25 protein-coding genes are annotated in these 24,288 nt (G+C 70.1%); 5 read left to right on the top strand and 20 right to left on the bottom strand.

The features are described from left to right. Positions 1 to 48 precede the first annotated feature (48 nt). Positions 49 to 600: a VanZ family protein gene (locus tag ACFVYF_RS28475; RefSeq protein ID WP_389459863.1), complete on the top strand. Its 552-nt coding sequence runs from the start codon at positions 49 to 51 to the stop codon at positions 598 to 600. 92 nt (positions 601 to 692) lie between these two features. Then, positions 693 to 893: a PspC domain-containing protein gene (locus ACFVYF_RS28470; RefSeq protein WP_121405652.1), complete on the top strand. Its 201-nt coding sequence runs from the start codon at positions 693 to 695 to the stop codon at positions 891 to 893. A 118-nt stretch (positions 894 to 1,011) separates the two neighbouring features. Here the strand turns inward: ACFVYF_RS28470 and ACFVYF_RS28465 are convergent, their stop codons facing one another. Together ACFVYF_RS28465 and ACFVYF_RS28460 are read right to left on the bottom strand one after the other, a co-directional pair. Further along, a complete protein-coding gene (locus ACFVYF_RS28465; protein WP_389459861.1) occupies positions 1,012 to 1,368 on the bottom strand; it encodes an ATP-binding protein in 357 nt (118 codons plus the stop codon). 137 nt (positions 1,369 to 1,505) lie between these two features. Then, positions 1,506 to 2,654 (bottom strand): adenosine deaminase, encoded by a 1,149-nt coding sequence (locus tag ACFVYF_RS28460; protein ID WP_389459860.1) that lies wholly within the window; start codon positions 2,652 to 2,654, stop codon positions 1,506 to 1,508. 113 nt (positions 2,655 to 2,767) lie between these two features. Here ACFVYF_RS28460 and ACFVYF_RS28455 point away from each other — a divergent pair, with 113 nt between their 5' ends. Continuing rightward, positions 2,768 to 3,532 (top strand): alpha/beta hydrolase, encoded by a 765-nt coding sequence (locus ACFVYF_RS28455; RefSeq protein ID WP_389459858.1) that lies wholly within the window; start codon positions 2,768 to 2,770, stop codon positions 3,530 to 3,532. Between the two features lie 32 nt (positions 3,533 to 3,564). Here ACFVYF_RS28455 and ACFVYF_RS28450 read toward each other — a convergent pair whose 3' ends face one another. Then, positions 3,565 to 4,518: a LysR family transcriptional regulator gene (locus tag ACFVYF_RS28450; protein ID WP_389459856.1), complete on the bottom strand. Its 954-nt coding sequence runs from the start codon at positions 4,516 to 4,518 to the stop codon at positions 3,565 to 3,567. A 62-nt stretch (positions 4,519 to 4,580) separates the two neighbouring features. On the opposite strand from ACFVYF_RS28450, the gene ACFVYF_RS28445 reads away from it, so the two are divergent. Both ACFVYF_RS28445 and ACFVYF_RS28440 read left to right on the top strand, forming a co-directional pair. Then, a complete protein-coding gene (locus ACFVYF_RS28445; RefSeq protein ID WP_389459854.1) occupies positions 4,581 to 5,858 on the top strand; it encodes an MFS transporter in 1,278 nt (425 codons plus the stop codon). A gap of 149 nt (positions 5,859 to 6,007) precedes the next feature. Then, entirely contained in the window at positions 6,008 to 7,015 is a 1,008-nt protein-coding gene (locus tag ACFVYF_RS28440; protein ID WP_389459853.1) for a sigma-70 family RNA polymerase sigma factor, read from the top strand. On the opposite strand, the gene ACFVYF_RS28435 is transcribed toward ACFVYF_RS28440, so the two are convergent. The 17 genes from ACFVYF_RS28435 to ACFVYF_RS28355 all read right to left on the bottom strand — a co-directional run bounded on the left by ACFVYF_RS28435 (position 6,908) and on the right by ACFVYF_RS28355 (position 24,281). Beyond that, on the bottom strand, positions 6,908 to 7,294 hold the full coding sequence (locus ACFVYF_RS28435; RefSeq protein WP_389459851.1) for an STAS domain-containing protein: 387 nt from the start codon (positions 7,292 to 7,294) through the stop codon (positions 6,908 to 6,910). The genes ACFVYF_RS28440 and ACFVYF_RS28435 overlap by 108 nt on opposite strands. Positions 7,295 to 7,372: 78 nt before the next feature. Then, complete coding sequence (locus ACFVYF_RS28430) at positions 7,373 to 8,656, bottom strand: thymidine phosphorylase (RefSeq protein WP_389459849.1); 1,284 nt, start codon at positions 8,654 to 8,656, stop codon at positions 7,373 to 7,375. 66 nt (positions 8,657 to 8,722) lie between these two features. After that, complete coding sequence (locus ACFVYF_RS28425; RefSeq protein ID WP_389459908.1) at positions 8,723 to 9,106, bottom strand: cytidine deaminase; 384 nt, start codon at positions 9,104 to 9,106, stop codon at positions 8,723 to 8,725. Positions 9,107 to 9,165: 59 nt separating this feature from the next. Then, positions 9,166 to 10,428 carry an ABC transporter permease gene (locus ACFVYF_RS28420; RefSeq protein WP_389459847.1) on the bottom strand — a complete coding sequence of 421 codons (1,263 nt, stop codon included), beginning with the start codon at positions 10,426 to 10,428 and terminating at the stop codon, positions 9,166 to 9,168. Continuing rightward, on the bottom strand, positions 10,425 to 11,552 hold the full coding sequence (locus tag ACFVYF_RS28415) for an ABC transporter permease (RefSeq protein ID WP_389459845.1): 1,128 nt from the start codon (positions 11,550 to 11,552) through the stop codon (positions 10,425 to 10,427). The genes ACFVYF_RS28420 and ACFVYF_RS28415 overlap by 4 nt, the downstream gene beginning before the upstream one ends. Further along, on the bottom strand, positions 11,549 to 13,213 hold the full coding sequence (locus ACFVYF_RS28410; protein ID WP_389459907.1) for an ABC transporter ATP-binding protein: 1,665 nt from the start codon (positions 13,211 to 13,213) through the stop codon (positions 11,549 to 11,551). The genes ACFVYF_RS28415 and ACFVYF_RS28410 overlap by 4 nt, the downstream gene beginning before the upstream one ends. Before the next feature lie 213 nt (positions 13,214 to 13,426). Next, entirely contained in the window at positions 13,427 to 14,479 is a 1,053-nt protein-coding gene (locus tag ACFVYF_RS28405) for a BMP family protein (RefSeq protein ID WP_389459843.1), read from the bottom strand. A gap of 303 nt (positions 14,480 to 14,782) precedes the next feature. Beyond that, positions 14,783 to 15,817, bottom strand: a complete 1,035-nt coding sequence (locus ACFVYF_RS28400; RefSeq protein WP_389459841.1) for a BMP family protein — start codon at positions 15,815 to 15,817, stop codon at positions 14,783 to 14,785. Positions 15,818 to 16,081: 264 nt separating this feature from the next. Beyond that, positions 16,082 to 17,317, bottom strand: a complete 1,236-nt coding sequence (locus ACFVYF_RS28395; protein ID WP_389459905.1) for an amidohydrolase — start codon at positions 17,315 to 17,317, stop codon at positions 16,082 to 16,084. Positions 17,318 to 17,758: 441 nt separating this feature from the next. Further along, positions 17,759 to 18,445 (bottom strand): contact-dependent growth inhibition system immunity protein, encoded by a 687-nt coding sequence (locus ACFVYF_RS28390; RefSeq protein WP_389459839.1) that lies wholly within the window; start codon positions 18,443 to 18,445, stop codon positions 17,759 to 17,761. 86 nt (positions 18,446 to 18,531) lie between these two features. Then, the gene (locus tag ACFVYF_RS28385) at positions 18,532 to 18,831 is read right to left on the bottom strand and encodes an RNase A-like domain-containing protein (protein WP_389459837.1); all 300 of its coding nucleotides are present in this window, start codon (positions 18,829 to 18,831) and stop codon (positions 18,532 to 18,534) included. Positions 18,832 to 18,918: 87 nt separating this feature from the next. Next, positions 18,919 to 19,518 carry a hypothetical protein gene (locus tag ACFVYF_RS28380; protein ID WP_389459835.1) on the bottom strand — a complete coding sequence of 200 codons (600 nt, stop codon included), beginning with the start codon at positions 19,516 to 19,518 and terminating at the stop codon, positions 18,919 to 18,921. Between the two features lie 57 nt (positions 19,519 to 19,575). Further along, the gene (locus ACFVYF_RS28375; protein ID WP_389459834.1) at positions 19,576 to 21,327 is read right to left on the bottom strand and encodes an RNase A-like domain-containing protein; all 1,752 of its coding nucleotides are present in this window, start codon (positions 21,325 to 21,327) and stop codon (positions 19,576 to 19,578) included. Next, positions 21,327 to 21,647 carry a WXG100 family type VII secretion target gene (locus tag ACFVYF_RS28370; RefSeq protein WP_389459832.1) on the bottom strand — a complete coding sequence of 107 codons (321 nt, stop codon included), beginning with the start codon at positions 21,645 to 21,647 and terminating at the stop codon, positions 21,327 to 21,329. The genes ACFVYF_RS28375 and ACFVYF_RS28370 overlap by 1 nt, the downstream gene beginning before the upstream one ends. Before the next feature lie 39 nt (positions 21,648 to 21,686). Continuing rightward, a complete protein-coding gene (locus tag ACFVYF_RS28365; RefSeq protein ID WP_389459831.1) occupies positions 21,687 to 22,118 on the bottom strand; it encodes a WXG100 family type VII secretion target in 432 nt (143 codons plus the stop codon). A 97-nt stretch (positions 22,119 to 22,215) separates the two neighbouring features. Further along, entirely contained in the window at positions 22,216 to 23,313 is a 1,098-nt protein-coding gene (locus tag ACFVYF_RS28360) for a hypothetical protein (protein ID WP_389459829.1), read from the bottom strand. A gap of 29 nt (positions 23,314 to 23,342) precedes the next feature. Next, the gene (locus tag ACFVYF_RS28355) at positions 23,343 to 24,281 is read right to left on the bottom strand and encodes an N-acetylneuraminate synthase family protein (RefSeq protein ID WP_389459828.1); all 939 of its coding nucleotides are present in this window, start codon (positions 24,279 to 24,281) and stop codon (positions 23,343 to 23,345) included. Positions 24,282 to 24,288 lie beyond the last annotated feature (7 nt).

The raw sequence follows: 24,288 nt of genomic DNA, 5'->3' as shown, positions 1-24,288 counted from the left end.
CCCGCCCCACCCGGAACCGATCCCACCGGCCCTCGCGTCTAGGGGATCGTGCAGCGTCAAGGCTCGAACGGCGGCATCGCCGTGACCCGCGTCCGTGTGGCAGGAGGTGTCCTCCTCGCCGCACACCTCGTGCTCGTCGCCTGGATCACGCTGCGCCCCCTCGACGTCCCCTGGGTGAGCGCCGCCAACCTGCGGCCGTTCGCCGGGATCAGAGCCGACCTCGCCCTCGGCCCCCGGGAGGCGGCCCGCCGTATCGCGGAGGGCCTGGCCCTGCTCGCCCCGCTGGGTGTCCTGCTCCCACTGGCGGGCGGCAAGCTCATCGCCTCCCCGCTCGGTTCCCTGGTCCGCACGGTCGCCGCCGGCACCCTGATCTCCCTGGGCATCGAACTGCTGCAGACAGGCGTGCCCGGGCAGGTCGTGGACGTGGACTCCCTGCTGCTGAACACCGTGGGCGTGGCCCTGGCGCACATGGCACTCGTGCCCGCCGCCCGCACCCGCCTCCGCCGCCAGGCCGAGACGCGGCGCCGCGCGGCCCTCCGCCGGGAGGAGTCGACTCAGGGTCTGACCCCGACGATTCCCAGGGTCGGGATCGCACCGTAGAGCGACGCTTCGCCCGATTCGTGACCGTAGCGTGGAAGTCGACGGGGCAGCCACAGGGGAAGCCTCGAGCGACGGTTCACGAAGGAGCCACGATGAGCGCCATTGCCCGCCCCACCCAAGGCCGCATGATCGGCGGAGTGTGCGCAGCGCTGGCCCGGCGCTTCGGCACCTCCGCGACCACGATGCGGGTGATCTTCCTGGTCTCCTGCCTGCTTCCGGGCCCCCAGTTCCTGCTCTACATCGCGCTGTGGATCCTGTTCCCGTCGGAGGACAAGGCCCGCACGGCCTGGTGACCCGTGCGACCGGACACACAAGAGGCATACGACAGGAACACCGTTGGGGCGCACCCGGATCCGGGTGCGCCCCAACGGCACAGCTACCAGCGGCACGAAGACCGCCGGGACGCGGGCATCAGCCCAGCGGCAGCCCGTTCACCGGCAGACCGTGCGTCGGCAGCGCCCCGGCCAGCGGCAGACCACCGAGCAGCCCGGCCACCGGCGCGGTCGGCCCGTCGGCGAGGACGCGCGCCACGGCGGGCTGAGCGGCGGCCACACCCGAGCCCACGGCGCCCTGCGCGTGGGCGACCGCGTCGCCGGCACCGGGAAGCGCCTGGGAGACGTTCTCCGCCGGCAGCGTCCTGGTGACGGTGTCCAGCGCCGAGGAGGCGTCCGGCACGGCCGGCGCAGCATTCGCGGCACCCGCGCCCGCGGCGGCGAAGGCGGCACCGAGAGCGGCGACACCGAGGGTCTTGGCAGCAGACTGCTTCATTTTTAATGCGTCCTTGGATCCGTGTGACGGGGATGTGAGCGGTCCGAAACCGTAAACACGCGAACGCACCGTCCGCAAACATCGAAAAGCGGCCGAGTCGCCAGAACCCGACCGCTTCCCGAACATCACACGCGACCCTAACCAGCGATAGAACCGCTGGTGGAGGCCGTCTGCTGGAACAGCCATTCGGACTTCAGCTCGGCATAGCCGGGCTTGATCACGTCACTGATCATGGCCAGTCGTTCATCGAAAGGAATGAATGCTGACTTCATAGCATTGACCGAGAACCACTGCATGTCGTCGAGTGAATAACCGAACGCCTCGACAAGGTGCTCGAATTCCCGGCTCATACTCGTACCGGACATGAGCCGGTTGTCCGTATTCACGGTCGCCCGGAAATGCAGCCGCCGCAGCAGCCCGATGGGATGGTCCGCGTACGAGTCGGCGGCCCCGGTCTGGAGGTTGGAGCTCGGGCACAGCTCCAGCGGGATGCGCTTGTCGCGGACGTACGAGGCGAGGCGCCCGAGCTGCACGGTGCCGTCGTCGTGGACCTCGATGTCGTCGATGATCCGCACGCCGTGGCCGAGCCGGTCGGCGCCGCACCACTGGAGCGCCTGCCAGATCGACGGCAGTCCGAAGGCCTCACCGGCGTGGATGGTGAAGTGGTTGTTCTCGCGCTTGAGGTACTCGAACGCGTCGAGGTGCCGGGTGGGCGGGAACCCGGCCTCGGCGCCGGCGATGTCGAAGCCGACGACGCCCAGGTCCCGGTAGCGGTTGGCGAGTTCGGCGATCTCCAGGGCGCGGGCCGCGTGCCGCATGGCGGTCAGCAGGGCGCCCACCCGGATCCGGTGCCCGTTCTCCCGGGCCCGTCGCTCGCCCGCGCGGAAGCCTTCGTTGACGGCCTCGACGACCTCTTCGAGGGTGAGCCCGGCCTCCAGGTGCTGCTCGGGCGCGTACCGGACCTCGGCGTAGACGACACCGTCCTCGGCGAGGTCCTCGGCGCACTCGGCGGCGACCCGCACCAGCGCCTCGCGGGTCTGCATGACGGCGCAGGTGTGGGCGAAGGTCTCCAAGTACCGCTCCAGCGAACCGGAGTCGGCTGCCTCGCGGAACCAGACGCCGAGCTTGTCGGGGTCGGTCTCGGGGAGATCGGCGTAGCCCGCCTCCCGGGCGAGGTCGACGATCGTGCCGGGGCGCAGGCCCCCGTCGAGATGGTCGTGCAGCAGGACCTTGGGCGCCCGGCGGATCTGGTCCGAGCTCGGGGTGTTCTGGTGCTGGCTCGTCATTTCCGCACTCTAACGCCTACGCGCGTAGAGCTCTCGGCGTGACGAACCGTCGATATCCAACGGTGACCCCCACGACGGATGGCGTACACCCTTGCTTCTGACACTGTTCTGTCATGGCACAGCAAGCGACGCCGGTCCGCAGGGCCCGGCTGGGGAGGGCGCTCGGCCCCGAGCCGACGGCGGTGAGCGGAGTGCTGCTCCTGCTCCCCGGCGGCGACGAGGTCTCGGCCCGCAGACCGTCCCCCATGGTGGCGGCCGCTTCCGTCCGCGCGCTGGGGCGACGCCTCACGCGCGCGGGACGCACGGAGGGTCTGGCCACGCACGTCGTGCACTACCGCTACCGCGGCTGGAACGGCACCGAGGCGCATCTGGCGGGCGACGCGGCCTGGGCCGCCGACGAGGCCGTACGCCGTTACGGGGACGTCCCCGTCTGCCTCGCCGGAGTGGACATGGGCGCTCGTGCGGCCCTGCACGCGGGCGGGCACTCGGCCGTCAACTCCGTACTGGCGCTGGCACCTTGGCTGCCCGAGGAGGACGTGGCCGCGGCGCCCGAACCGGTGAAGCACCTCGCCGGGCGACGGGTGCTGATCGTGCACGGCACGAACGACGAGCGCACCGATCCGGAGCTGTCGTTCCGGCTCGCCGCGCGCGCGAAGAAGGCCAACCGCGACATCTGCCGCTTCGAGGTCCACTCCGACGGCCACACCCTGCATCAGCACCGGTCCGAAGTCCACGCGCTGGCCCAGGACTTCGTGCTGGGAGCGCTGTTCGGGCGGAGCTTCTCACGGCCGGTGGAGGACGCGTTCGCGGCGCCGCCGCCGCTGGGTCTGCGGATGCCGCTGGCCGCGGGGTTCGGGCAGTCCCTGCGCCGCCCCTGAGGGAGCACCGGCCATGCGACGTCCGCGGCTCCTCAGTCCGGGAGGAGCCGGCCCCGCCGGGAGAGCAGGAACTTCTTGAAGGCCGCCACCGGCGGGGTGTCCGGGTGGCCGTCGAGCCAGGCGACGCCGATCTCGCGCACCGCGCGCGGAGCGGTGACCGTCAGTTCGACAACTCCCGGGCGCGGCACGGCCGGTGGCGGGAGCAGGGCCACTCCGAGGCCGGCGGCGACCAGTCCGCGCAGGGTCTCTGCCTCCTCGCCCTCGAAGGCGATCCGGGGCCGGAAGCCGGCCTCCTGACAGAGGTCGTCGGTGATCCGGCGCAGGCCGTAGCCGGGTTCGAGGGTCACGAAGGTCTCGTCGGCGGCCTCGGCGAGCCGGACCCGCTTACGGCCGGCGAGGCGGTGCTCGACAGGGACCACGAGCCGCAGCGTCTGCTCGTCCAGCCGGCGGCCGACCAGGTCGGGCGCGTCGGGCACGGGTGAGGTCAGGCAGAGGTCCAGCTCGCCGGAGCGCAGCCGCTCGATCATCGCCTCGCCGTAGTTCTGGACAAGGCTGAAGCGGACCCGCGGATGGTCGGCGCGGAAGGCGCGGATCAGCCCGGGGACGGTCTCGGAGCCCATGGTGTGCAGAAAGCCGAAGGCAACCTTGCCGGTGGCCGGGTCCGCGTCCGCGCGCACCTCGTCGGCGGCCCGCCCGATCTCGGCGAGGGCCCGTTCGACGGAGCCGAGGAACGTACGGCCGGCCGGGGTGAGCGACAGGGTCCGCCCGCGGCGGGCGAACAGGTCCACGCCCAGGTCCTGTTCGAGGCGGACCAGCGCGCGGGACAGGGTCGACTGCGGCACCTGCATCTCCTGCGCGGCCCGGGTGACGTGCTCGGTGCGGGCCACTCCCGCGAAGTACGCGAGCCGCGGGGCGAGCACCGCGACGATGTCTTCTGTGTCACTGGACGGTGACAGACGCGCCTCTGACCTCTGCTGATGCACCATGGGAACGATTATGGGGTTTCCATGCATTGGACGGATGAGTACGGGATCTTTAGTTTCGAAGCATGCCTTCCGCCAGTACCGGGGCGTCCACCACCGTGGGCGCCGTACCGTCCCTCTCCGCTCCTGACTCCCGTATGGCCCCGGGCGGGCCCGGCTACCGCCGGATGAGCCTCGCCCTCTTCCTCGCGGGTGTCGCGACCTTCGCGCTCCTCTACTCCACGCAGGCCCTCCTGCCCCTCGTCTCCCAAGACTTCGGGGTCAGCGCGAGCGAGGCGAGCTGGACGGTGTCGGCCGCGACCGGCGCGCTGGCGCTGTTCGTCCTCCCGATGAGCGCGCTGTCGGAGCGCTTCGGACGGCGGACGCTGATGACGGCGTCCCTGGTGGTCGCCGTGTCGGTCGGTCTGCTGGTCCCCTTCGCCCCCTCGATCGGCGCGCTGGTGGCGCTGCGGGCGGTGCAGGGCGCGGCCCTGGCGGGGCTGCCGGCGTCGGCGACCGCGTATCTGGCCGAGGAGGTCCGCCCCAAGGCGCTGATCACCGCGATCGGCCTGTTCGTCGCGGGCAACAGCGTCGGCGGGATGAGCGGCCGGGTCATCACCGGCTGGGTCGCGCAGGAGTGGGGCTGGCGGGTCGCCGTCGGCGTGATCGGGGTACTCGCCGTGGCCTGCGCGGTCGCCTTCCGGCTGCTGCTCCCGGCGCCCCGGCACTTCACCCGCGGTTCGCTGCGGCCCCGGGTGCTGGCCCGCACGGTCGGCGACCACCTGGCCAACCCGCTGCTGTGCCGGCTGTACGCGATCGGCGCGCTGTTCATGATGGTCTTCGGCGGGGTCTACACGGTGATCGGCTACCGCCTGACCGACGCCCCCTTCTCGCTCCCCCAGGGCATCATCGGCTCGGTCTTCCTGGTCTATCTGGTCGGTACGGTCTCGGCGTCCACGGCGGGGAAGCTGGTCGCCCGCCTGGGCCGGCGCGGCTCCCTGTACCTGGCGGCCGGCACGACGACCGCCGGGCTGCTGCTCTCGCTCGCCGACTCCCTCCCCCTCGTCCTGCTCGGTCTGGTGCTGATCACCGCGGGCTTCTTCGCCGGCCACGCGGTCGCGTCCTCCTCCGTGAGCCACACGGCCACCCATGGCCGGGCCCAGGCCTCGGCGCTCTACCAGTCCGCGTACTACGTGGGCTCCAGCGTGGGCAGCACGCTCGGTGCCGTCGCCTTCCACGCGGGCGGCTGGGCCGGGACGGTCGCGCTCGGCCTGCTCGCGGTGCTCGGCGTCGTCGCCATCACGGTGTTCGGTTCGCACGCGGCCCGCGCACAGAGCCGCCGGGACCCCCTCCCCGCGCACTGACCACGCCCCGGCCCCTCGGCCGACCCGTGCGGCAATCGGCCTGACCTGCGGCTTTCCCCACTCCGGGCGCCATTGTCAGTGGGCTGCGGTAGCTTCCGAAGTGCTGGCGCAAAGGTGCGACGGGAAAAGGCCACAGGGGTGGGTTGGCTATGAGCGACGGTACGGCGACCACGACAGACCTGGATGTCCGGCTGGAGAAGCACCGGGTCGAGCTGACCGGGTACTGCTACCGGATGCTCGGTTCGTCCTTCGAGGCCGAGGACGCGGTGCAGGACACGATGGTCCGCGCCTGGCGCAGTTACGACAAGTTCGAGGGCCGCTCCTCCATGCGCTCCTGGCTGTACCGGATCGCGACGAACGTATGCCTGGACATGCTCAACGCGGGCAACCGAAGGGCTCGTCCCATGGACCTGACCGCTCCCTCGCCGCTGGCCCAGGCGGCGCTGACCCCGCGCGCCGACAACACCTGGCTCGAGCCGATGCCCGACGCGCGTGTGCTGCCGACGGTGACCGATCCGGCCGAGGCGGCGGTGGCGAAGGAGTCGGTGCGCCTCGCCTTCATGGCCGCCCTGCAGCAGCTGCCGCCCAAGCAGCGTGCGGTGCTCATCCTGCGTGAGGTCCTGGCGTGGAAGGCGAGCGAGGTCGCCGAGCTGCTCGGCACCACGGTCGCCTCGGTCAACAGCGCCCTGCAGCGGGCGCGCGCCACGCTCGCCGAGAGCGACGGCGCGGGCGCGGACGCAGCCACCTCCGACCCCCTCGACGAGGAGCAGCAAAAGCTCCTGGAGCGCTACGTCGCCGCCTTCGAGGGGTACGACATGACGGCGCTCACGGCGCTGCTGCACGAAGACGCGATCATGACGATGCCGCCGTTCGACCTGTGGCTGCGCGGCACGGACGACATCACCGGCTTCATGACGACGCTCGGCGCCCCCTGCGCCGGCTCGCACCTGGTGCCGGTCGAGGTCAACGGCCTGCCGGGCTTCGCCCAGTACAAGCCCGATCCGGAGACGGGCGGCTTCGTGCCGTGGGCCGTGCAGGTGCTGGAGATCTCAAAGGGGCGGATCACCGGGTTCCACTGCTTCCTGGACACCGCCCGCTGGTTCCCGCTCTTCGGGCTGCCCCTCCGACTCGAAGCGCAGACCGACCAGGTCGAGTAGGCCCCGCAGCGCCGGGTGCGGGTTCCGCAGCCGTATCCGTCCCCCGGCGCGCCGGGCGGCGAGTTCGAGCCGGGCGAGCAGGTCGACGGTCGTCAGGCCCGGCGGCCCGAGCCCTCCGATGTCGCAGACCACGACACCGGCCCCGGTCGCCTCCAGCCGTGCGCGCACGTCGTCGCAGAGCCCGGGCACCTCGTCCCGGGCGACGGGTCCTGGCAGCATGAGTACTGCGGGTGTCGTTGCATCCACCATCAGTAGACCGCCGGGCGGACCGGAACTCATCGGAGCCCCCGCGGCCTCCGGCCGGGCGGGACCGGCGGGGATGCGCCGATCCCGCTCAACCAGTCGGGAAAACCCTGGTCAGGCGATGCGCTCCAGCACGATGGGGGCCGGCTTGAAGTCCGCGCCCGCAGCCGCGATGTCGTAGGAACCCTCCACCGACTCCAAGGCGTACTCGAAGCGCTCGGGGGTGTCGGTGTGCAGGGTGAGCAGGGGCTGGCCCGCGGTCACCGGGTCACCGGGCTTGGCGTGCAGCTCGATGCCGGCTCCGGCCTGCACCGGGTCCTCCTTGCGGGCACGGCCGGCGCCCAGCCGCCAGGCGGCGACCCCGATGTCGTACGCGTCGAGGCGGGTCAGGACACCCGAGGAGGGGGCCTTGACGACGTGCTGCTCGCGCGAGGCCGGCAGCGGGGCGTCCGGGTCACCGCCCTGCGCGGCGATCATGCGGCGCCAGACGTCCATCGCGGAGCCGTCCGCGAGGGCCTTGGCCGGGTCGGCGTCCTTCACGCCGGCCGCGTCGAGCATCTCGCGGGCGAGCGCGAGGGTGAGCTCGACGACGTCCGCGGGACCGCCGCCGGCCAGGACCTCCAGGGACTCGCGGACCTCCAGGGCGTTGCCCGCGGTCAGGCCCAGCGGGGTCGACATGTCCGTGAGCAGGGCCACGGTCCTCACCCCGTGGTCCGTGCCGAGGCCCACCATCGTGGAGGCGAGTTCGCGCGCGTCCTCGATGGTCTTCATGAAGGCGCCCGAGCCGACCTTCACGTCCAGGACCAGCGAACCGGTGCCCTCGGCGATCTTCTTCGACATGATCGACGACGCGATCAGCGGGATCGCCTCGACCGTGCCGGTGACATCGCGCAGCGCGTACAGCTTCTTGTCGGCGGGGGCGAGGCCGTCGCCGGCGGCGCAGATGACCGAGCCGACGTCGTCCAGTACGGCGAGCATCTCCTCGTTGGAGAGCAGCGCGCGCCAGCCCGGGATCGACTCCAGCTTGTCGAGGGTGCCGCCGGTGTGGCCGAGGCCGCGGCCGGACAGCTGCGGAACCGCCGCGCCGCAGGCGGCCACCAGGGGCGCGAGGGGCAGTGTGATCTTGTCGCCGACGCCGCCCGTGGAGTGCTTGTCGGCGGTCGGACGCGACAGCGACGAGAAGTCCATGCGCTCGCCGGAGGCGATCATCGCGGCGGTCCAGCGGGCGATCTCCCGGCGGTTCATGCCGTTGAGCAGGATCGCCATGTTGAGAGCGGCCATCTGGTAGTCGGCGACCTCGCCGCGGGTGTACGCGTCGATGACCCAGTCGATCTGCTCGTCACTGAACTCACCGCGGTCCCGCTTGGTGCGGATGACGGAGATGGCGTCCATGGCCATGGCTTTCCTTCCGAAGAGCAGCGGCCCCTCCCGGCGACGAGTCACCGCGGAGGGGCCGTACATGAATTACTTGGTGAGATGGCCCGGCCCGAAGGCCTGCGGCAGCATCTCGGAGAGCGGCAGGATCCCCGCCGGGGTCTCCAGGAGCAGGCCGGGGCCGCCGAACTCGGAGAGCAGCTGCCGGCAGCGCCCGCACGGCACCAGGATCTCGCCGTTCCTGTCGACGCACGTGAAGTGCGTCAGCCGCCCGCCCCCGGTGTTCTGCAGCTCGGAGACGAGACCGCACTCGGCGCACAGCCCGAGCCCGTACGAGGCGTTCTCGACGTTGCAGCCGGAGACGGTCCGGCCGTCGTCCACGAGGGCCGCGACCCCGACCGGGTAGCCCGAGTACGGGGCGTACGCACGGGACATGGCCTCGCGTGCCGTCTCGCGCAGCGCGTCCCAGTCGATGTCCGCGGAGCCGGACCCAGGCCCCGACGCGGAGCCGGACCCGGCCGTGGAGGACGAGGTCACTTGCCCTGCCCCCTCCGGTACGGCATGCCGTCCGCCTTGGGCATCCGCAGATGCTGCGCGGACAGGGCGAGCACCAGCAGCGTCACGATGTACGGCGTGGCGGTCACGACCTGCTTGGGTACCTCGTTGGTGGTCAGGTACCAGACGAACATCAGCACCGAGATCACCGCGGTGACCACGGCCGGGACGTACCGCTTCTTCCACAGCAGGTAGGCCAGGCCGAAGACCAGCAGGATCGCGAGGAGCAGGATCAGCGCGTGGACGTTCGTACCGCCGCCGCGCAGGTTGAGGCTGTCGGTGTAGCCGAACAGACCGGCGCCGAGGGCGAGTCCGCCCGGCATCCAGTTGCCGAAGATCATCGCGGCCAGACCGATGTAGCCGCGGCCGGCGGTCTGCCCGTCCAGGTAGACGTTCGAGGCGACGATCGACAGGAAGGCACCGCCGAGTCCGGCGAAGCCGCCGGAGATGATCACGGCCAGGTACTTGTACTTGTAGACGTTGACGCCGAGGGACTCGGCGGCCACCGGGTTCTCACCGCAGGAGCGCAGCCGCAGCCCGAACGCCGTACGCCACAGCACCCACCAGGTCGCCGGCACCAGTGCGACGGCGACGACGGTCAGCGGGGAGAGGTTGGTGATCAGACCGCCGATCAGACCCGCGAGGTCCGAGACGAGGAACCAGTGTTTCTCGTTGAGCGTGTTCAGACCGCTCGACAGACCTGGGATGTCGAAGGTGCCGAGCGAGTCGATGGGCGGCGACTGCTTGGACGAGCCCTGCGGGACGCCCTCGAAGGTGAACTTCGAGAGGTAGCGGGTGGTGCCGAGGGCCAGGATGTTGATCGCCACACCGGAGACGATGTGGTTGACGTTGAAGGTCACCGTGGCGATGGCGTGCAGCACACCGCCGAGCATGCCGCCGACGATGCCGAACGCGACGCCGGTCCACGGGCCCCACTGGTAGCCGGCCCAGGCGCCGAACCAAGTGCCCAGGATCATCATGCCTTCGAGGCCGATGTTGACGACGCCCGCGCGCTCGGCCCACAGACCGCCGAGGCCCGCGAGCCCGATCGGCACCGCGAGGCGCAGCGCCGTGGACATCTGTCCGGTCGAGGTGATGCCGTCCGCGCCGGTGATCAGACGGACGACCGAGGTCAGGATCAGTACGCCCGCGATGACGAGCAGGAGTACCGGAAGGGACATACGGCGGCTGCCCTTGCCGGGCTGCTGCGCCTGCGGCTTGGCGACGGTCGCGGTGCTCATCGGGCAGCCACCTCCTTCGGGGAGTTGTTGTTGGCGGCGGCCGCGGCCAGTTCCTCACCGACGCGCTTCTGCTGGCGGCGCAGGCCCCACACGCGGACGGCCTCGTAGGAGATGACGACCGCGAAGACGATCAGGCCCTGCATGATCGTGGCGATCTCCTTCTCGTACGCCACCGGAGTCGCGTAGTCGAGAGCGGGGGACGCCTTGTCGAGGAAGGCGATCAGCAGCGCGGCGAAGGCGATGCCGACCGGGCTGTTGCGGCCGAGCAGGGCGATGGTGATGCCGGTGAAGCCGAGACCGGTCGGGAAGCTCAGGCTGTAGGTGTGGGCGTCGCCCAGGAGCAGCGGCAGCCCGGAGAGACCGGCGACCGCGCCGGAGATCAGCATCGCGGTGAGCACCATGCGCTTGGCGTCGACGCCGGAGGCCGCGGCGGCGGACTCGGAGGCGCCGGTGGCGCGCAGGTCGAAGCCGAAGCGGGTGCGGTTGAGGACGAGCCAGTACAGGACGCCCGCCAGGACCGCGAGGAAGACCATGCCGTAGATCTCGCCGACGCTCTCGCCGAGGTCGAGGCCGGGGAACCAGCCGGACTTCTTCATGATGCCGGTCGTCATGTTGTTGCCGACCTGCACGCCGAAGTGATCGGAGAGGGTGAGGTAGCCGATGACGCTGGTGGCGATCGCGTTGAGCATGATCGTCGCGACGACCTCGCTCACTCCGCGGGTCGTCTTGAGAACGCCCGCGATACCGGCCCAGAAGGCGCCGGTGCACATGGCGACGATCATCAGGACGGGGATCTGCAGGAAGGACGGCAGCGCGATGTGCGCGCCGACCACGGCGGTCATCATCGCGGCGAGGCGGTACTGGCCGTCGACACCGATGTTGAACAGGTTCATCCGGAAGCCGATGGCCACCGCGAGAGCCGCCAGGTAGTACATCGACGCCTGGTTGATGATCAGCACCTGGACGTCGGAGTACGACGCCTGCTGGAGCATCAGGGAGTACGGCTCGAACGGGCTCTTGCCCGAGGCGAGCAGCACGACCGAGGTCAGTGCGATCGCCGCGACGAGCGCGATGACCGGGCCGGCCAGCGCGAGGAGCACCCGCTCCTTGTCGAACTTCTTCATCGGGCCTCGTCCTCCGGGGCGGCACTTTCCTCGACATGCTCCAGGTGTCCGGAGGCGGCGCCGGTCATGGCCGAGCCCAGCTCCTCCGGGGTGACGGTCGCCGGGTCGGCGTCCGCCACGAGCCTGCCGTTGTAGATCACCCGAAGGGTGTCGGACAGGCCGATCAGCTCGTCCAGGTCGGCGGAGATCAGCAGCACGGCCAGGCCCTCGCGGCGGGCCTCGCGGATCTGGTCCCAGATCGCGGCCTGCGCCCCGACGTCCACACCGCGGGTGGGGTGGGCGGCGATCAGGAACTTCGGCTTGTGGCTCATCTCGCGGCCGACGATCAGCTTCTGCTGGTTGCCGCCGGACAGGGAGGCGGCGGTGACGTCGATGCCGGGGGTCCGGACGTCGTACTCCTTGACGATGCGGCGCGTGTCGGCCTGGGCGCCCTTGATGTCGAGCCAGAAGCCCCGGCTGCCGCGTGTGTTGGGCTTCTCGGTGACATGTCCGAGGATGCGGTTCTCCCAGAGCGGGGATTCCAGCAGGAGGCCGTGGCGGTGGCGGTCCTCGGGGATGTAGCCGATGCCGGCCTCGCGGCGCTTGCGGGTGGGCCAGGGGACGATGTCCTCGCCGAGGAAGCCGATGGTGCCGGAGTCGGCGTCCTTCAGGCCGATCAGCGCGTCGATGAGCTCGGTCTGCCCGTTGCCCTCGACGCCGGCGATGCCCATGACCTCACCGGCGTGGATGGTGAAGGTGACGTCGTCCAGGACGCGCCTCGCGTCGCCCCCGACGGCGGCGTCGCCGAGCAGTCCGCCGGCGGTGGGCTCCGCCCCGGCGCCGAGGGAGGCGCCGCCGCTGGCGTAGACGGTGAGGTCCTTGACCTCGACGACGGGCTGGTCGGTGACCGTGGACTCCGCCGTCTCCGGGGTGGGCAGTTCGCTGCCGACCATCATCTCGGCGAGCTGGCGGGAGGTGGTCTCGGCGGGGACGGCCGTGCCGACCGTCGTACCGCGCCGGATGACCGTGATCTCGTCGGCGACCGACAGCACCTCGCCCAGCTTGTGCGAGATGAAGATGACCGCCAGGCCCTCGGACTTGAGCTCGCGCAGGTTGCTGAAGAGCGCGTCGACCTCCTGCGGCACCAGTACGGCCGTGGGCTCGTCCAGGATCAGCGTGCGCGCGCCGCGGAAGAGGACCTTGAGGATCTCCACGCGCTGGCGCTCGGCGACACCGAGGGTCTCGACGAGGACGTCCGGGCGGACGTTCAGCCCGTAGCGCTCGGAGATCTCCCTGATCTTCTTGCGGGCGCCGCCGCCGATGCCGTGCAGCTTCTCGCTGCCCAGGACCACGTTCTCCAGGACGGTGAGGTTGTCGGCGAGCATGAAGTGCTGGTGGACCATGCCGATGCCGCGCACGATGGCGTCGGCCGGCGACGAGAAGGTGACCTGCTCACCGTCGACGGCGATCGTGCCCTCGTCCGGCTTCTGCATGCCGTAGAGGATCTTCATCAGCGTCGACTTGCCGGCACCGTTCTCGCCGACGAGGGCGTGGACCGTGCCCTTGCGGACGCTGAGGTGGATGTCGTGGTTGGCCACCACTCCGGGGAAACGCTTGGTGATCCCCGCCAGCTCGACCGCGGTCGACTGTGCGGTGAGCGGAGGGCTGCTGGACGCGTCGATGGCGCACTCTCCTTGGAAAAGGGGCCGATCTACGCGCGTAGCGCCCCTGCTTTAAATAGTGCCCGGGCCTGACCCTCCCGAGCAGTCTGCCGCGCGAACGGGGCGCGGGGAGGTCATCCTCCCCACACCCCGTTCCGTGGCCGTAACGCTGCCATTACAGCGCTGCCTTGGCCATGGCCGCGACGTTCGGTGCAACGTCTTGACGTTGGTTCGTTACGAGGTCTTCACCTTGATCGAACCGTCCTTGATGCCCGCCTCGGCCTTCTTCAGCGCGGCCTGCAGGTCGGCGTTGTTCTTGAAGGCGGGGTTCGAGTCCGCGAGGCTGACACCACCGGTGGCGAGGCTGGCGCGGACCACACCGGTCTCGGGCTTGCCGTCGTGGACCGACTTGGCGAGGTTGTAGACCGCGCCGGCGACGTCCTTCATGGCCGAGGTGAGGATGTACTTCTTGTACTTCGCCAGCGCGTCCTGCTTGTACTGGTCGGAGTCGACGCCGATCGCCCAGATCTTGTGCGCGGCGGCGGACTTGATGACGCCCTGGCCGGACAGGCCCGCGGCGGCGTAGACGACGTCGGCACCGGCGTCGATCTGGCCCTCGGCGGCGCTCTCGCCCTTGTCCGGGCTGGAGAAGCCACCCTCCTGAGCCGTCTCGGTCAGGTACTGCGACTTGACCGTGACGCCCTTCTTGGTGTCCTCGACGCCCTGCTTGAAGCCCGCCTCGAACTTGTGGATCAGCGGGACGTCGACACCGCCGACGAAGCCGACGGTGTTCGACTTGGTGGCCTTGGCAGCGGTGACACCCGCGAGGTAGGAGGCCTGCTCCTCGTGGAAGACCAGGTCGGCGATGTTCGCGGCCTTGTTCTGCTCGTCGTCGACGATGCCGAAGGTCACCTTCGGGTACTTCGCGGCGACCTCCTTGACGGCGGCCGCGTAGGCGAAGCCGACGCCGATCACGGGGTTGTAGCCCGACTTGGCGAGCTGCTCCAGGCGCTGCACCTTGTCGGCGTCGGACTCGCCGTCCTGCGGCTCGACGGCCTGGCTGGTGTAGCCGAACTCCTTGTCGGCCTTGTCCAGGCCGGCGGTGGCGGCGTCGTTGAAGGACTGGTCGCCCTTGCCGCCGACGTCGTACGCGAGGGCGAGGCCCTTGCCCTTCCCGCTGCTGGAGCTGCTGGAGGCGTCGGTGGACGATCCGCCACAGGCGGAGAGGGAAACGGCGATGGTAGCGGTCGCAACGCCCGCAACCGCGATTCGGGACACCCGGCGCATGGAACGTGACTCCTTTGTGCAAGCGCCCAAACCAGGCGCTGGTTCCGCCGCAGCGTAACGCGCGTAGACCAGACGGAAAACCCCTTCTGTCCGGTCCGTTACCGAGCTGTGGCCACAGTCGGGGCACAGCCTACGGAACGCGGAACGCCCCTTGCGGGAGGCAAGGGGCGTACGACCTGCGCGGCGTCCCCGGGGACGCGCGCGAGGCCTCCGGTTCACGCGCCGCACAAGGTGGCGCGGGTCACTCGGGGCGGTCCGTCCACGCCGGCCGCGGCGCGGAGCGTGGGGACGGGCCGCCGGGAATCACTTGGTGTCGACGGTGACCTTGCCGTCGATGATGTCCTGCTTGGCCTTGTCGACGGCCGCGACGACGTCCGTCATGGCCTTGTACTTGGGGTTGCTGTCCGCGAAGCCGACGCCGCCGGACTTCAGGTCACCGCGCACGACTCCCGAGAGCGGCTTGCCGTCGACCACGGACTTCGCCAGGTCGTACACCGCGCCGCCGACGTTCTTCAGCGCGGAACCGAGGATGTAGTCCTTGTACTTGGCGAGGGCCTTCTGCTGGTACTGGTCGGAGTCGACCCCGATGGCCCACACCTTCTTGCTCGCGGCCTCGGAGATCACGCCCTGACCGGAGAGACCTGCCGCGTGGTAGATCACGTCGGCGCCCGTCTCGATCTGGCCGCTCGCCGCGTCCTTGCCCTTGTCCGGGCTGGAGAAGCCGCCCTCCTGGGCCGTCTCGGTCAGATACTGCGACTCGATCTTGATCTTCGGGTTGACGGACCGCGCACCCTGCTTGAAGCCCGCCTCGAACTTGTGGATGAGGGGGATGTCCACGCCGCCGATGAAGCCGATGTGGTTCTTCTTGGTGGTCTTGGCGGCGGCGACACCCGCGAGGTAGGAGGCCTGCTCCTCGTGGAAGACCAGGTCGGCGACGTTGGCCGCCTTGTCCTGCTCGTCGTCGATGATGCCGAAGGTGACCTTCGGGAACTTGGCGGCGACCTCCTTGATGGCCGGCGCGTAGACGAAGCCGACGCCGATCACCGGGTTGTAGCCCGACTTGGCGAGCTGCTCGAGGCGCTGCACCTTGTCGGCGTCGGACTCGCCGTCCTGGGGCTCGATGTCCGAGCCGCCGATCTTGAACTCCTTCTGGGCCTTCTGGAGTCCGGCGTACGCGGCGTCGTTGAAGGACTGGTCGCCCTTGCCGCCGATGTCGTAGGCGAGGCCGATGCCCTTCCCGGAGTACCCGGAGCCGGTCTTCTTGCCGGAATCGCTGTTCGCCTCGTCGCTGGACTTGCCGCAGCCGGCGGCCGCGAGGGCGATGACCGCGACGGTCACCGCCGCTTGGGAGAACCTGGTCCTCCGAGATATCAGACGCACAACAAGCACCCTTCATCCCTACGGCACCGTCGCCGGTCCGCTTCCCCAGTACGCCGTCACCGCAGCGATTGCGGCGCACAGTAACGCGCGTAGAAGAGGAGGGGAACGGGGTTTCGCCCGGCCGTTACCGATTCGTGCCGCCCACGGGTTACGTTTGCGCGCGGCCGGTTACGGACGGGTGACGCAAGTGGACGAAGGGGTACCCAAAGGGCACCCCCCGCGTCACGGTCGGGCCGCGTCCAGCAGGGCGGCCGCGGTGAACAGCTCGACCCCGACCTCGATGGCCGACTCGTCCACGTCGAAGTCGCCGCGATGCAGGTCACGAGTGGTGCGGTCGCCCGGCGTACGGACCCCGAGGCGGGCCAGCGCGCCCGGCACATGCTCCAGATACCAGGAGAAGTCCTCGCCACCGAGGCTCTGTTCGGTGTCCTCGACGGAGTCGGCGCCGCGGCGGGCCGCCATCGCGCCGCGCAGCAGCTCGGTGACGACCGGTTCGTTGACGACCGGCGGGACGCCACGGACGTAGTTGATCTCGGACTTCGCGCGGTGCATGTTGGCGATCTCGTCGATGGCCGCGTGCAGGAGGTCGGGCGCGCTGCGCCACGCGTCGAGGTCCAGGCACCGTACGGTCCCGGAGAGCTCGGCGTGCTGCGGGATCACGTTGCAGGCGTGCCCCGACTCGATGCGTCCCCAGGTCACGGAGAGGCCGCTGCGGGCGTCGACCCGCCGGGCGACCAGGGCGGGCACGTCGATGGCGACGCGCGCGGCGGCCGTGACCAGGTCGGTGGTGAGGTGGGGGCGCGCGGTGTGTCCGCCCGCGCCGTCCAGCGACACCTCCAGCCGGTCGCACGCGGAGGTGATCGGGCCGTGCCGCAGACCGATGCGGCCCGCGTCCACCTTCGGGTCGCAGTGCACGCCGATGATCCGGGCGACCCCTTCCAGCGCCCCGCACTTGATGGCGTCGGCCGCCCCGCCCGGGAGCACCTCCTCCGCCGGCTGGAAGATCAGCCGCACGGGCTGCGGGAGGGCGCCCGTACGGTGCAGCTCGGCGAGGACGAGCCCCGCGCCGAGGACGACGGTGGTGTGCACGTCGTGGCCGCAGGCGTGGGCGCGGTCGGGCACGGTCGAGCGGTACGCGCAGTCGGTCTTCGTGTCCGGGATGGGCAGGCCGTCGATGTCCGCCCGCAGGGCGAGCATGGGCCGCCCGCCGGCCCACACCCCGTCCTCGCAGCCGATGTCACAGATGAGGCCGGTCCCGGTGTCGAGCACACGCGGCTTGAGGCCCGCCTGCTCCAGGCGGGCCTTGAGTGCCGCGGTGGTGCGGAACTCCTGGTTGCCGAGCTCCGGGTGCATGTGCAAGTCGCGACGGAACGCCACGAGTTCGGCGCGCAGTGCCTCCGGCAGCGCGCCGGGGAGCACGGCTTCCCCGGGGTGATCGGCCTCGGACTCTCGGGACATCAGTTGGTTCACCCTTTGAAGGGTAGGGCGACCGGGCGGCCAACTAACCCACGATCAACAAAACTTCAGCCCGTTAGGGGAAGAAAAACTGGCCGCCCGGCGCATAGGTATCGGCGGGGATGGGTAAACTCGCCCGGCTTTCCGGACGGTTGATCTTGAACCGGCGGCCGGCGCGGGCTGACCGCGTGACCCCTGTTCTCAACGCTCGGGAACACCCATCGCATTCCCGCACCTCCACGGATATCACGCCCGCGCCCCTTCTTCGCTCCGGAACCAGCACCGCCACGCGACGCTTTCGATACGTTCCGTGACGACCTGTGTGCTCTCCGGCGAGGTGGGCCGATACGAGCCCGCGGATGCGGATGCGGATGGGGATGCACAAGGGGATGCGGATCCGGGTGCGGCGAAGAACACATCCCTCCGCCCCCCGGCGGCCGCAGATCACCCGGGTCCGGGCGGTCCGTAGTCCGGGGCCGGGCTGCTGAGCCTGTCCGCGACGAGGGCGAGCCAGCCGCTGGGCGTGCAGGGGGCGGGTGGGTCGACTTCCATGCCCAGTTCGGCGACGGCCAGCGCGTAGTCGCTCTCGTCCAGGTCCAGGGCGAGGAGTTCGCGCAGTTCGCCGGCGAGGCGGGCGACGAGCTGCGGGTGCGTGCCGGTGACGTAGTCCCCGACGGCCGCGTCGTGGTCGTCGAACTCGTCGGGCATGTCCTGGGAGAACCAGCCGCCGAGGAACTGCGCGAGCTCCGGGAAGCGGGCGTGCCATTCCCAGTGGGTGGCGGGAGCGGCGGGCGGCGGGGCCTCGCCGGTCTCGACGCTGTGCTTGATGTGATCGGCGATGCAGGACAGCCACTCCTGGATGTCCGACTCGGGCAGGCCCACGTCGGGGATCGCGTAGAACTCGCCGAGGCGCAGCCGGAGCCGGCCGGGCGGATTGCGGGAGTACTCGCGCAGCTGCTCCTGAGCCGTGGCCAGTGCCCAGGGGCGGGTGTGCCAGGTGTGGCGCAGGTAGGCGGTCAGCGCCTGGCTCGGCCTGTCCGGGGTGTCGTCCGCCGGCTGCCCGGCGTAGGCGCGGACCACCTGGTCCAACTCGCCGTAACGGCGGTCGTGTTCGAGGGGGCTCAAGGGCACGGCGATCAGCCTCTACAGATCTCTACGGGGCTTTACGGGTCTCTACGGGCGGGGCTCTACCGGGCGGGTCTCTACCGGGCAGGTCTCTACAGGTAGACGGGGAAGGTGGCGTGGACGACGAAGCCGTGCGGGCTCGCCGCGTCGCGCTTGAGCACCACGCGGGCTGCGCGCACGTCGACGGGTTCACGGCCGGCCAGCATCATCGCCTGCAGCAGAACCCGGCCCACGGGGTCGGGCCGACTCGGCCAGGCCGCCTCAATACTCAGCCGCGGCCGCGTGGACCGGGCCAGCCAGCGGTGAATGACCTGCTCGTTGGCGGTGACGACCTGCTGGGTGGCCCACTGAGCGGTCTCCCGGTCGGGGTAGGTGGCGGATCGGGTTCGCATGCGTGACTCCTGACTTTGCGACGTACGCGGCGACCCGGTGAGGCGCGTGCCGCTCGCGCCTGCGCTCCTCGTTTCCTGACGTTCCGTTCAGGTGGCGTCGAAGGACCAGAAAAGACCGAGTTCGGTCCCGGACACCGCGATCAGGCCGAGATCCCAGTCGTACTGGGAAAGGGGGGTACAGCCAGTGATCGCCTCGTAGAAGTCCGGGGGGTCGGTATGGCTTCCGGTGCGCGCTCCCGGGTAGCCGGCGTTCGTGTGGAAGGACGTCTCCACCGGAAAGCGGGAGAGGATCACCCGCGCCTTCCGCTCCAGTTCCGGCCGGTGGGTCTCGAAGTCGTTGTGGGCGCGTTCGCTGGGCACGTTCAGCCACGTGGTGGACAGCATGACGAGCAGCCTTTCCACCGACGTCCGGGGCACCGCGCGCAGTCCCTTCTGCCAGGCCACCGCTTCTTCCGGGTCGGAGGGGGGCAGGACGAAGGGGAAGAACGGGTCCTCCAGGCGTTCCTCCTCGCCTTCGTCGACGTCGATCCACTTCCACGACCGGGGATCCGCCGTCTCCCGACGCATGACCGCCGCGACATCCCGCACCCAGTCCTCGTGGTCGCGGGGACCCACCAGGACGTACGAGTACCGCCGCTCGTACATGGTGAGCGCCTCGGCCCAGGCCTCGGCATCCGGCGTCGACATCACGGCTCCTTTTCCGACTGTCGTGTTCTGTGAGGGAGGGTTCAGCCTATTCGCGGCCTACTTGGGCATGGACGTGACCACGACGAACGGCGGGTCGAGGCTGGGGTCGTAGGAGAGGCGGGTCTGCACACCGTGCGCGTCCGTCACGGGCGTGGCCTGGCCATTGACCACCCGCGAGGTGCGTCCGGTCACCGGGGCCACGGCCAGCGGGTCGTTCGCGGCCGCACCCACGGAGCTGACCTCGAAGACCTGGCTCGGCGGGGTGGGCGGGGGCCCGGTCGCCAGCCACGCGTCGATGTCCCCGCTCTTCTGCCGGATGCAGTCCTGGGTGTAGTTCTGGGCCGAAGTCAGGTCCGTGAAGGTGGACGCCGCCGGGATCTTCGGCTCGCCGTTCCCCTTGGCCTGGTCGCGCAGCCGTTGCAGGAGCTGGTCGTCAGTCTTGCCGACGTGCTTGTCGATGGTGTGGCCGCCGCCGAGGTCCTCGGCCATGGCCAAGTCGATCGTGTACTTGTACGGGATGGGGTTCGCCCCGTTCAGCAGCTTGTGTTCCTTCTTGAACTCGTTCATCGACCGGCCGCCGAAGGCCTCGGCCCTGGCTTCCGCGGCGATGAACGTGGGGGCGCTCCTGATCGCCTCGTCCAGTTCCCATTCCAGCTGAAGAAGCGTGCTGGCCGCGTCGCTGAACTTCTGCTGGTAGATCCCGACGGCCCGGTCCACGGCTTCCCTGTCCATGTGCTTGCGGAAGGTCATGACCAGCTCGCCGAACATGGCAGTGCCGGTGAGTTTGAGCAGTTCCATCGGGTTGAGTCCGGTGGTCAGGTCCTCCACCATCCCCTTGGCGGCGTTCTTCGCCAGGTTGGTGTTGGTCTCCCGGCAGGTCTTCACCACCTGGGCCAGTTCGTCGCAGGTCTTCTGGACGGTGTCGGCGGTGTGGTGCAGGACCTCCAGGATCGGCCGGCGCTGGGCGGGCGCCACCGTCCCCGAGGTCTTCCAGCTGCGGCCGCCCTGCTGGGCGATGTTGCCCTGCGCGTCGCGGTTGCGGCCCCATGCGGTCGTTCCCCAAATCGACTGGCAGAACGACTTCATCGCGCCCTGCCACTCGCTGTTGCCCCCGGGGTCCGTCATATAGCTGATGGCGGACGTGAAGGTGTCGCCCGCCTTCAAGGCCGTGCTCGCCGTCTGCCGCCATGCGGTGGCCATGCCCTTGAGGTCGTCCTCATGGGCGCCCGGGGTGATCTCGTGGGTCTTGCCGAGATTGAGCCCGTACTCGATGGCCGGCCGGATGACGTCCGCAAGGAAGTCCGGGATCTCGCCCAACGCCCCGGAGATCGCCCAGGAGTCGGCATCCTCACCGGTGCCGCTCCACTTGATGTCGTTGACCTTGCCGTAGTTGGGCTGTTTGTCGATGACGACGGGGGGCGTGCGGCGTGGTGGCGGCCCCTGCATGCCACGCGCGAACCAATCGGCCGACGCGTAGTTGTTGGCCGTCACCGTCAGACCGACCGCGACGCCGCCAACACTCACCACGCTGGCTGCCCAGGCCTTGAAGAACTTCTCGGTGATCTGCATGTACACGTTGGCGAAGGAGTCGGGCCCCCATCCGGCGCCTGCCGACTGGCTGTACTCATTGAGCGCGTCGACGAGTTGGGTGGCACCCTTGTCGTAGTCGAACTGCCCGTCGCGCACCACCGCCGATGTGTAGTACAGGTGCGGCGGCTTCACGTCGAACCCACCGCCGCTGTCGGGCGGCGGTGGCTTCAACTGGTCCCGTTCCTGCTGGCGTTCGGCATCGCTGGGGCGGTCAGCCATCAGCCGCCTCCCCACCCACGCAGCACCGCCCGATGCGCGGCCGCATAGTTGGTGTGGCCGGTGGTGACGTACTCGTGCAGCCACTTCTGCGCTGCCTGGAGGTCCTGGGCCAAGTGGTCCCACTCGTCGAGTTTGTCGACGAAGACCTCGCGGGCCTCGCCCTGCCAGGACAGGACAACGGGTACGGCGCGGTCGTAGAGGCCGTCCAGTTTGCCGTTGAGCTTCTTGAGGATGTCCTCGAGTTCGGCGGCGAGGTCGTGGAGGGTGGCGAAGGAGACGGCTATGTGGTCGTCATCGGCTTCTCCGGTCGGCGTCGGCATGAATCCCCCTTTGATGGTCAGCGACTGCGGGCGCGGGGTTCAGAAGGCGTCGAGACCGCTGCGCGGGCGCGCGGGTACGGCGGGCGGCGCGGCGTCCGGATGGGGCGTCGACAGCTTGTCGACCTCGCTGTCGACGTCCACCTGAATCCGCCGCATCTGCTCCAGCACGTCCAGGTCGTGCCGCGAGAAGCCGTCCCGGCTCAGCCGTACGGCCTGTTCCAGGTGCTTCATCACGTCGCGGATGCGTACGGCATCCTCGGCTGCGGCGCGATGGAACTCGCGGTACGCCGTCGCGGCCGGGCCGCGCCAGCCCGCCTCGATCCGGTCGACGACCGCGTCCATGCGCTTGACCTGCTGGTCCAGGTGATCCTGCATGTCGTCGAGATCGTCGGCGAGCTTGGTCAGGTCGTCGTGCGAGGCGTGCAGATCACGCCGAGCGCCCTGTCCGCCCTGCTGTCCGTGGGAACCCACTGTGTACCCCCGTCTCCGTCACACAGATCCCTCAACCCACGTGTCGTACCGGGAAATCGTACGTGGTGACGGTGACAGTTCCCATGCGGCACGTCACTCAGAGCGCCGCGCTCACCGCCGACAACCGATGCACATCCCGGGCCGTCCCCGTGACCCCCGACAGGAAGCCCTGGGCGCGGGGGGAGGCGTTCTGGGTCAGCCAGGCGGGGTCGATGTCGCAGACGGCGACGCGGACCTCGGTGCCGGCCAGGGCCAGGGGGAGGGTGTGGACGACCGTGGACGGGAAGCTGAGGATCGTGCGGCCGATGGGGCCGCGGCGGGCGATCAGTTCGAGGGGGAGGTCGGGGCGGACGATCTCCAGGCCGGTTTCCACCGCCAGGCGGTGGAGTTTGTCCACGCTCTCGCGGCGGTGGGCGAAGTAGCGCGTCGCGCCATGGGCCTTGGCCAGGGAGCGGACCGCTTCCAGGTAGCGGTCCGGGTCGACCACGCCCGTCTCGACGAGGGAGGTCCCCACCAGGTCGGCGCCCTTGGTGATGCGGGGCGGGCCGAAGCGGGCCCGGGTCCAGGAGAAGTCGTTGGAGGTGATGCGGACGCCGTCCGGCGCCGAGTCGATCGGCATGGAGGAGAAGACCTCGACCGTGCGGCGGCCGGTCGGGGTGAGGCGGCGGCGCGCGATTCCCGACACGGGCGCGAAGAGCACGTCGCGGACGCCGGGCCGGCCACCGCGCCGGTGCCAGCGCACCAGGCGCTCACCGCTGGCGAGCTGGGCGACGAACTCCATGGTCGCCGTGCCGTCGTCGACGACCACCAGCTCGCGGGCGCGGGTGATCGACAGCAGCAGTTGTACGTAGCGGGAGAAGGGGTCCCCCATCACGATGCGCCGGGCTTTGCGCAGCAGCCGGGCGAGGCCCCCCACCGTGTGGAACGGGGCCGTCGTACCACCCCGGGCCTCCTCCCAGCGGACCGCATACCCCTCGTCGCGGGCCAGTTCGGCCATCCGGCGCAGCTGGCCGCGGGTCATCGGGTCGGTGGGAGAGAGCACTACCAGGGTGAGCCCCGCGCCGGGCGCCGGTGCGCTGCCCTCCGCCGTGCCGAGGGCGTTCGCGTGCGCCCACTCCAGCACGTTCAGCAGCTGTACCGGACTCTCGACGAAGGCGAGAGTGTGGGGGCCGGCAGAACCGGCGCGAGGGCTCATCGGTGTACGACCGTCCCGTCGTAAGAGGCTCAGACCGCGACCGGCTCGCCCGCCGCGGCGGCGATCTCCGCCTCCGCGACGACACCCGGGACGCGGCGCAGCTTCTTCATCGGGCCGAGCTCGGACTCGTAGACCTTCTTGACGCCGTCACCGAGGGACGCCTCGATGGTGCGGATGTCGCGGACCAGGCGGGTCAGGCCCTGCGGCTCGACGGAGGCGGCCTGGTCGGAGCCCCACATCGCGCGGTCGAGGGTGATGTGGCGCTCGACGAAGGCGGCGCCGAGGGCGACCGCGGCGAGGGTGGTCTGCAGGCCCGTCTCGTGACCGGAGTAGCCGATCGGGACGTTCGGGAACTCGGCCTGCAGCGTGTTGATGACGCGGAGGTTGAGTTCCTCGGCCTTCGCCGGGTACGTCGAGGTGGCGTGGCAGAGCAGGATGTTGTCCGAGCCGAGGACCTCGACCGCGTGCCGGATCTGCTTCGGGGTGGACATGCCGGTGGAGAGGATGACCGTACGGCCCGTGCCGCGCAGCGAGCGCAGCAGCTCGTCGTCCGTGAGGGAGGCCGAGGCGACCTTGTGGGCGGGGACGTCGAACTTCTCCAGGAAGGCGACGGCCTCGGTGTCCCACGGGGAGGCGAACCAGTCGATGTTCTTGCTCTTGGCGTAGTCGTCGATCTGGCGGTACTCGTCCTCGCCGAACTCCACGCGGTGGCGGTAGTCGATGTAGGTCATGCGGCCCCAGGGCGTGTCGCGCTCGATGTCCCACTGGTCGCGCGGGGTGCAGATCTCCGGGGTGCGCTTCTGGAACTTGACGGCGTCGCAGCCGGCCTCGGCGGCGGCGTCGATCAGCTTGAAGGCGTTCTCGAGCTCGCCGTTGTGGTTGATGCCGATCTCACCGACGACGTAGACCGGGTGGCCGGGGCCGGCGGTCTTCGAACCGAAGGTGCGCAGACGGGAGTTGGTGCTCATGGCGGGG

The organism is Streptomyces sp. NPDC058274, assembly GCF_042881375.1.
Taxonomy (GTDB): domain Bacteria; phylum Actinomycetota; class Actinomycetes; order Streptomycetales; family Streptomycetaceae; genus Streptomyces.
Note: the sequence above shows the minus strand (reverse complement) of the source record. Positions and strands in the feature narration are given on the sequence as shown.

Coding starts and splice junctions, on each gene's coding strand:
- ACFVYF_RS28470 (WP_121405652.1), top strand. CDS start 693: ATGAGCGCCATTGCCCGCCCCACCCAAGGCCGCATGATCGGCGGAGTG.
- ACFVYF_RS28385 (WP_389459837.1), bottom strand. CDS start 18,831: ATGCGAACCCGATCCGCCACCTACCCCGACCGGGAGACCGCTCAGTGG.
- ACFVYF_RS28440 (WP_389459853.1), top strand. CDS start 6,008: ATGAGCGACGGTACGGCGACCACGACAGACCTGGATGTCCGGCTGGAG.
- ACFVYF_RS28430 (WP_389459849.1), bottom strand. CDS start 8,656: ATGGCCATGGACGCCATCTCCGTCATCCGCACCAAGCGGGACCGCGGT.
- ACFVYF_RS28395 (WP_389459905.1), bottom strand. CDS start 17,317: ATGTCCCGAGAGTCCGAGGCCGATCACCCCGGGGAAGCCGTGCTCCCC.
- ACFVYF_RS28465 (WP_389459861.1), bottom strand. CDS start 1,368: ATGAAGCAGTCTGCTGCCAAGACCCTCGGTGTCGCCGCTCTCGGTGCC.
- ACFVYF_RS28355 (WP_389459828.1), bottom strand. CDS start 24,281: ATGAGCACCAACTCCCGTCTGCGCACCTTCGGTTCGAAGACCGCCGGC.
- ACFVYF_RS28420 (WP_389459847.1), bottom strand. CDS start 10,428: ATGAGCACCGCGACCGTCGCCAAGCCGCAGGCGCAGCAGCCCGGCAAG.
- ACFVYF_RS28450 (WP_389459856.1), bottom strand. CDS start 4,518: ATGGTGCATCAGCAGAGGTCAGAGGCGCGTCTGTCACCGTCCAGTGAC.
- ACFVYF_RS28460 (WP_389459860.1), bottom strand. CDS start 2,654: ATGACGAGCCAGCACCAGAACACCCCGAGCTCGGACCAGATCCGCCGG.
- ACFVYF_RS28375 (WP_389459834.1), bottom strand. CDS start 21,327: ATGGCTGACCGCCCCAGCGATGCCGAACGCCAGCAGGAACGGGACCAG.
- ACFVYF_RS28455 (WP_389459858.1), top strand. CDS start 2,768: ATGGCACAGCAAGCGACGCCGGTCCGCAGGGCCCGGCTGGGGAGGGCG.
- ACFVYF_RS28380 (WP_389459835.1), bottom strand. CDS start 19,518: ATGTCGACGCCGGATGCCGAGGCCTGGGCCGAGGCGCTCACCATGTAC.
- ACFVYF_RS28405 (WP_389459843.1), bottom strand. CDS start 14,479: ATGCGCCGGGTGTCCCGAATCGCGGTTGCGGGCGTTGCGACCGCTACC.
- ACFVYF_RS28435 (WP_389459851.1), bottom strand. CDS start 7,294: ATGAGTTCCGGTCCGCCCGGCGGTCTACTGATGGTGGATGCAACGACA.
- ACFVYF_RS28415 (WP_389459845.1), bottom strand. CDS start 11,552: ATGAAGAAGTTCGACAAGGAGCGGGTGCTCCTCGCGCTGGCCGGCCCG.
- ACFVYF_RS28370 (WP_389459832.1), bottom strand. CDS start 21,647: ATGCCGACGCCGACCGGAGAAGCCGATGACGACCACATAGCCGTCTCC.
- ACFVYF_RS28360 (WP_389459829.1), bottom strand. CDS start 23,313: ATGAGCCCTCGCGCCGGTTCTGCCGGCCCCCACACTCTCGCCTTCGTC.
- ACFVYF_RS28445 (WP_389459854.1), top strand. CDS start 4,581: ATGCCTTCCGCCAGTACCGGGGCGTCCACCACCGTGGGCGCCGTACCG.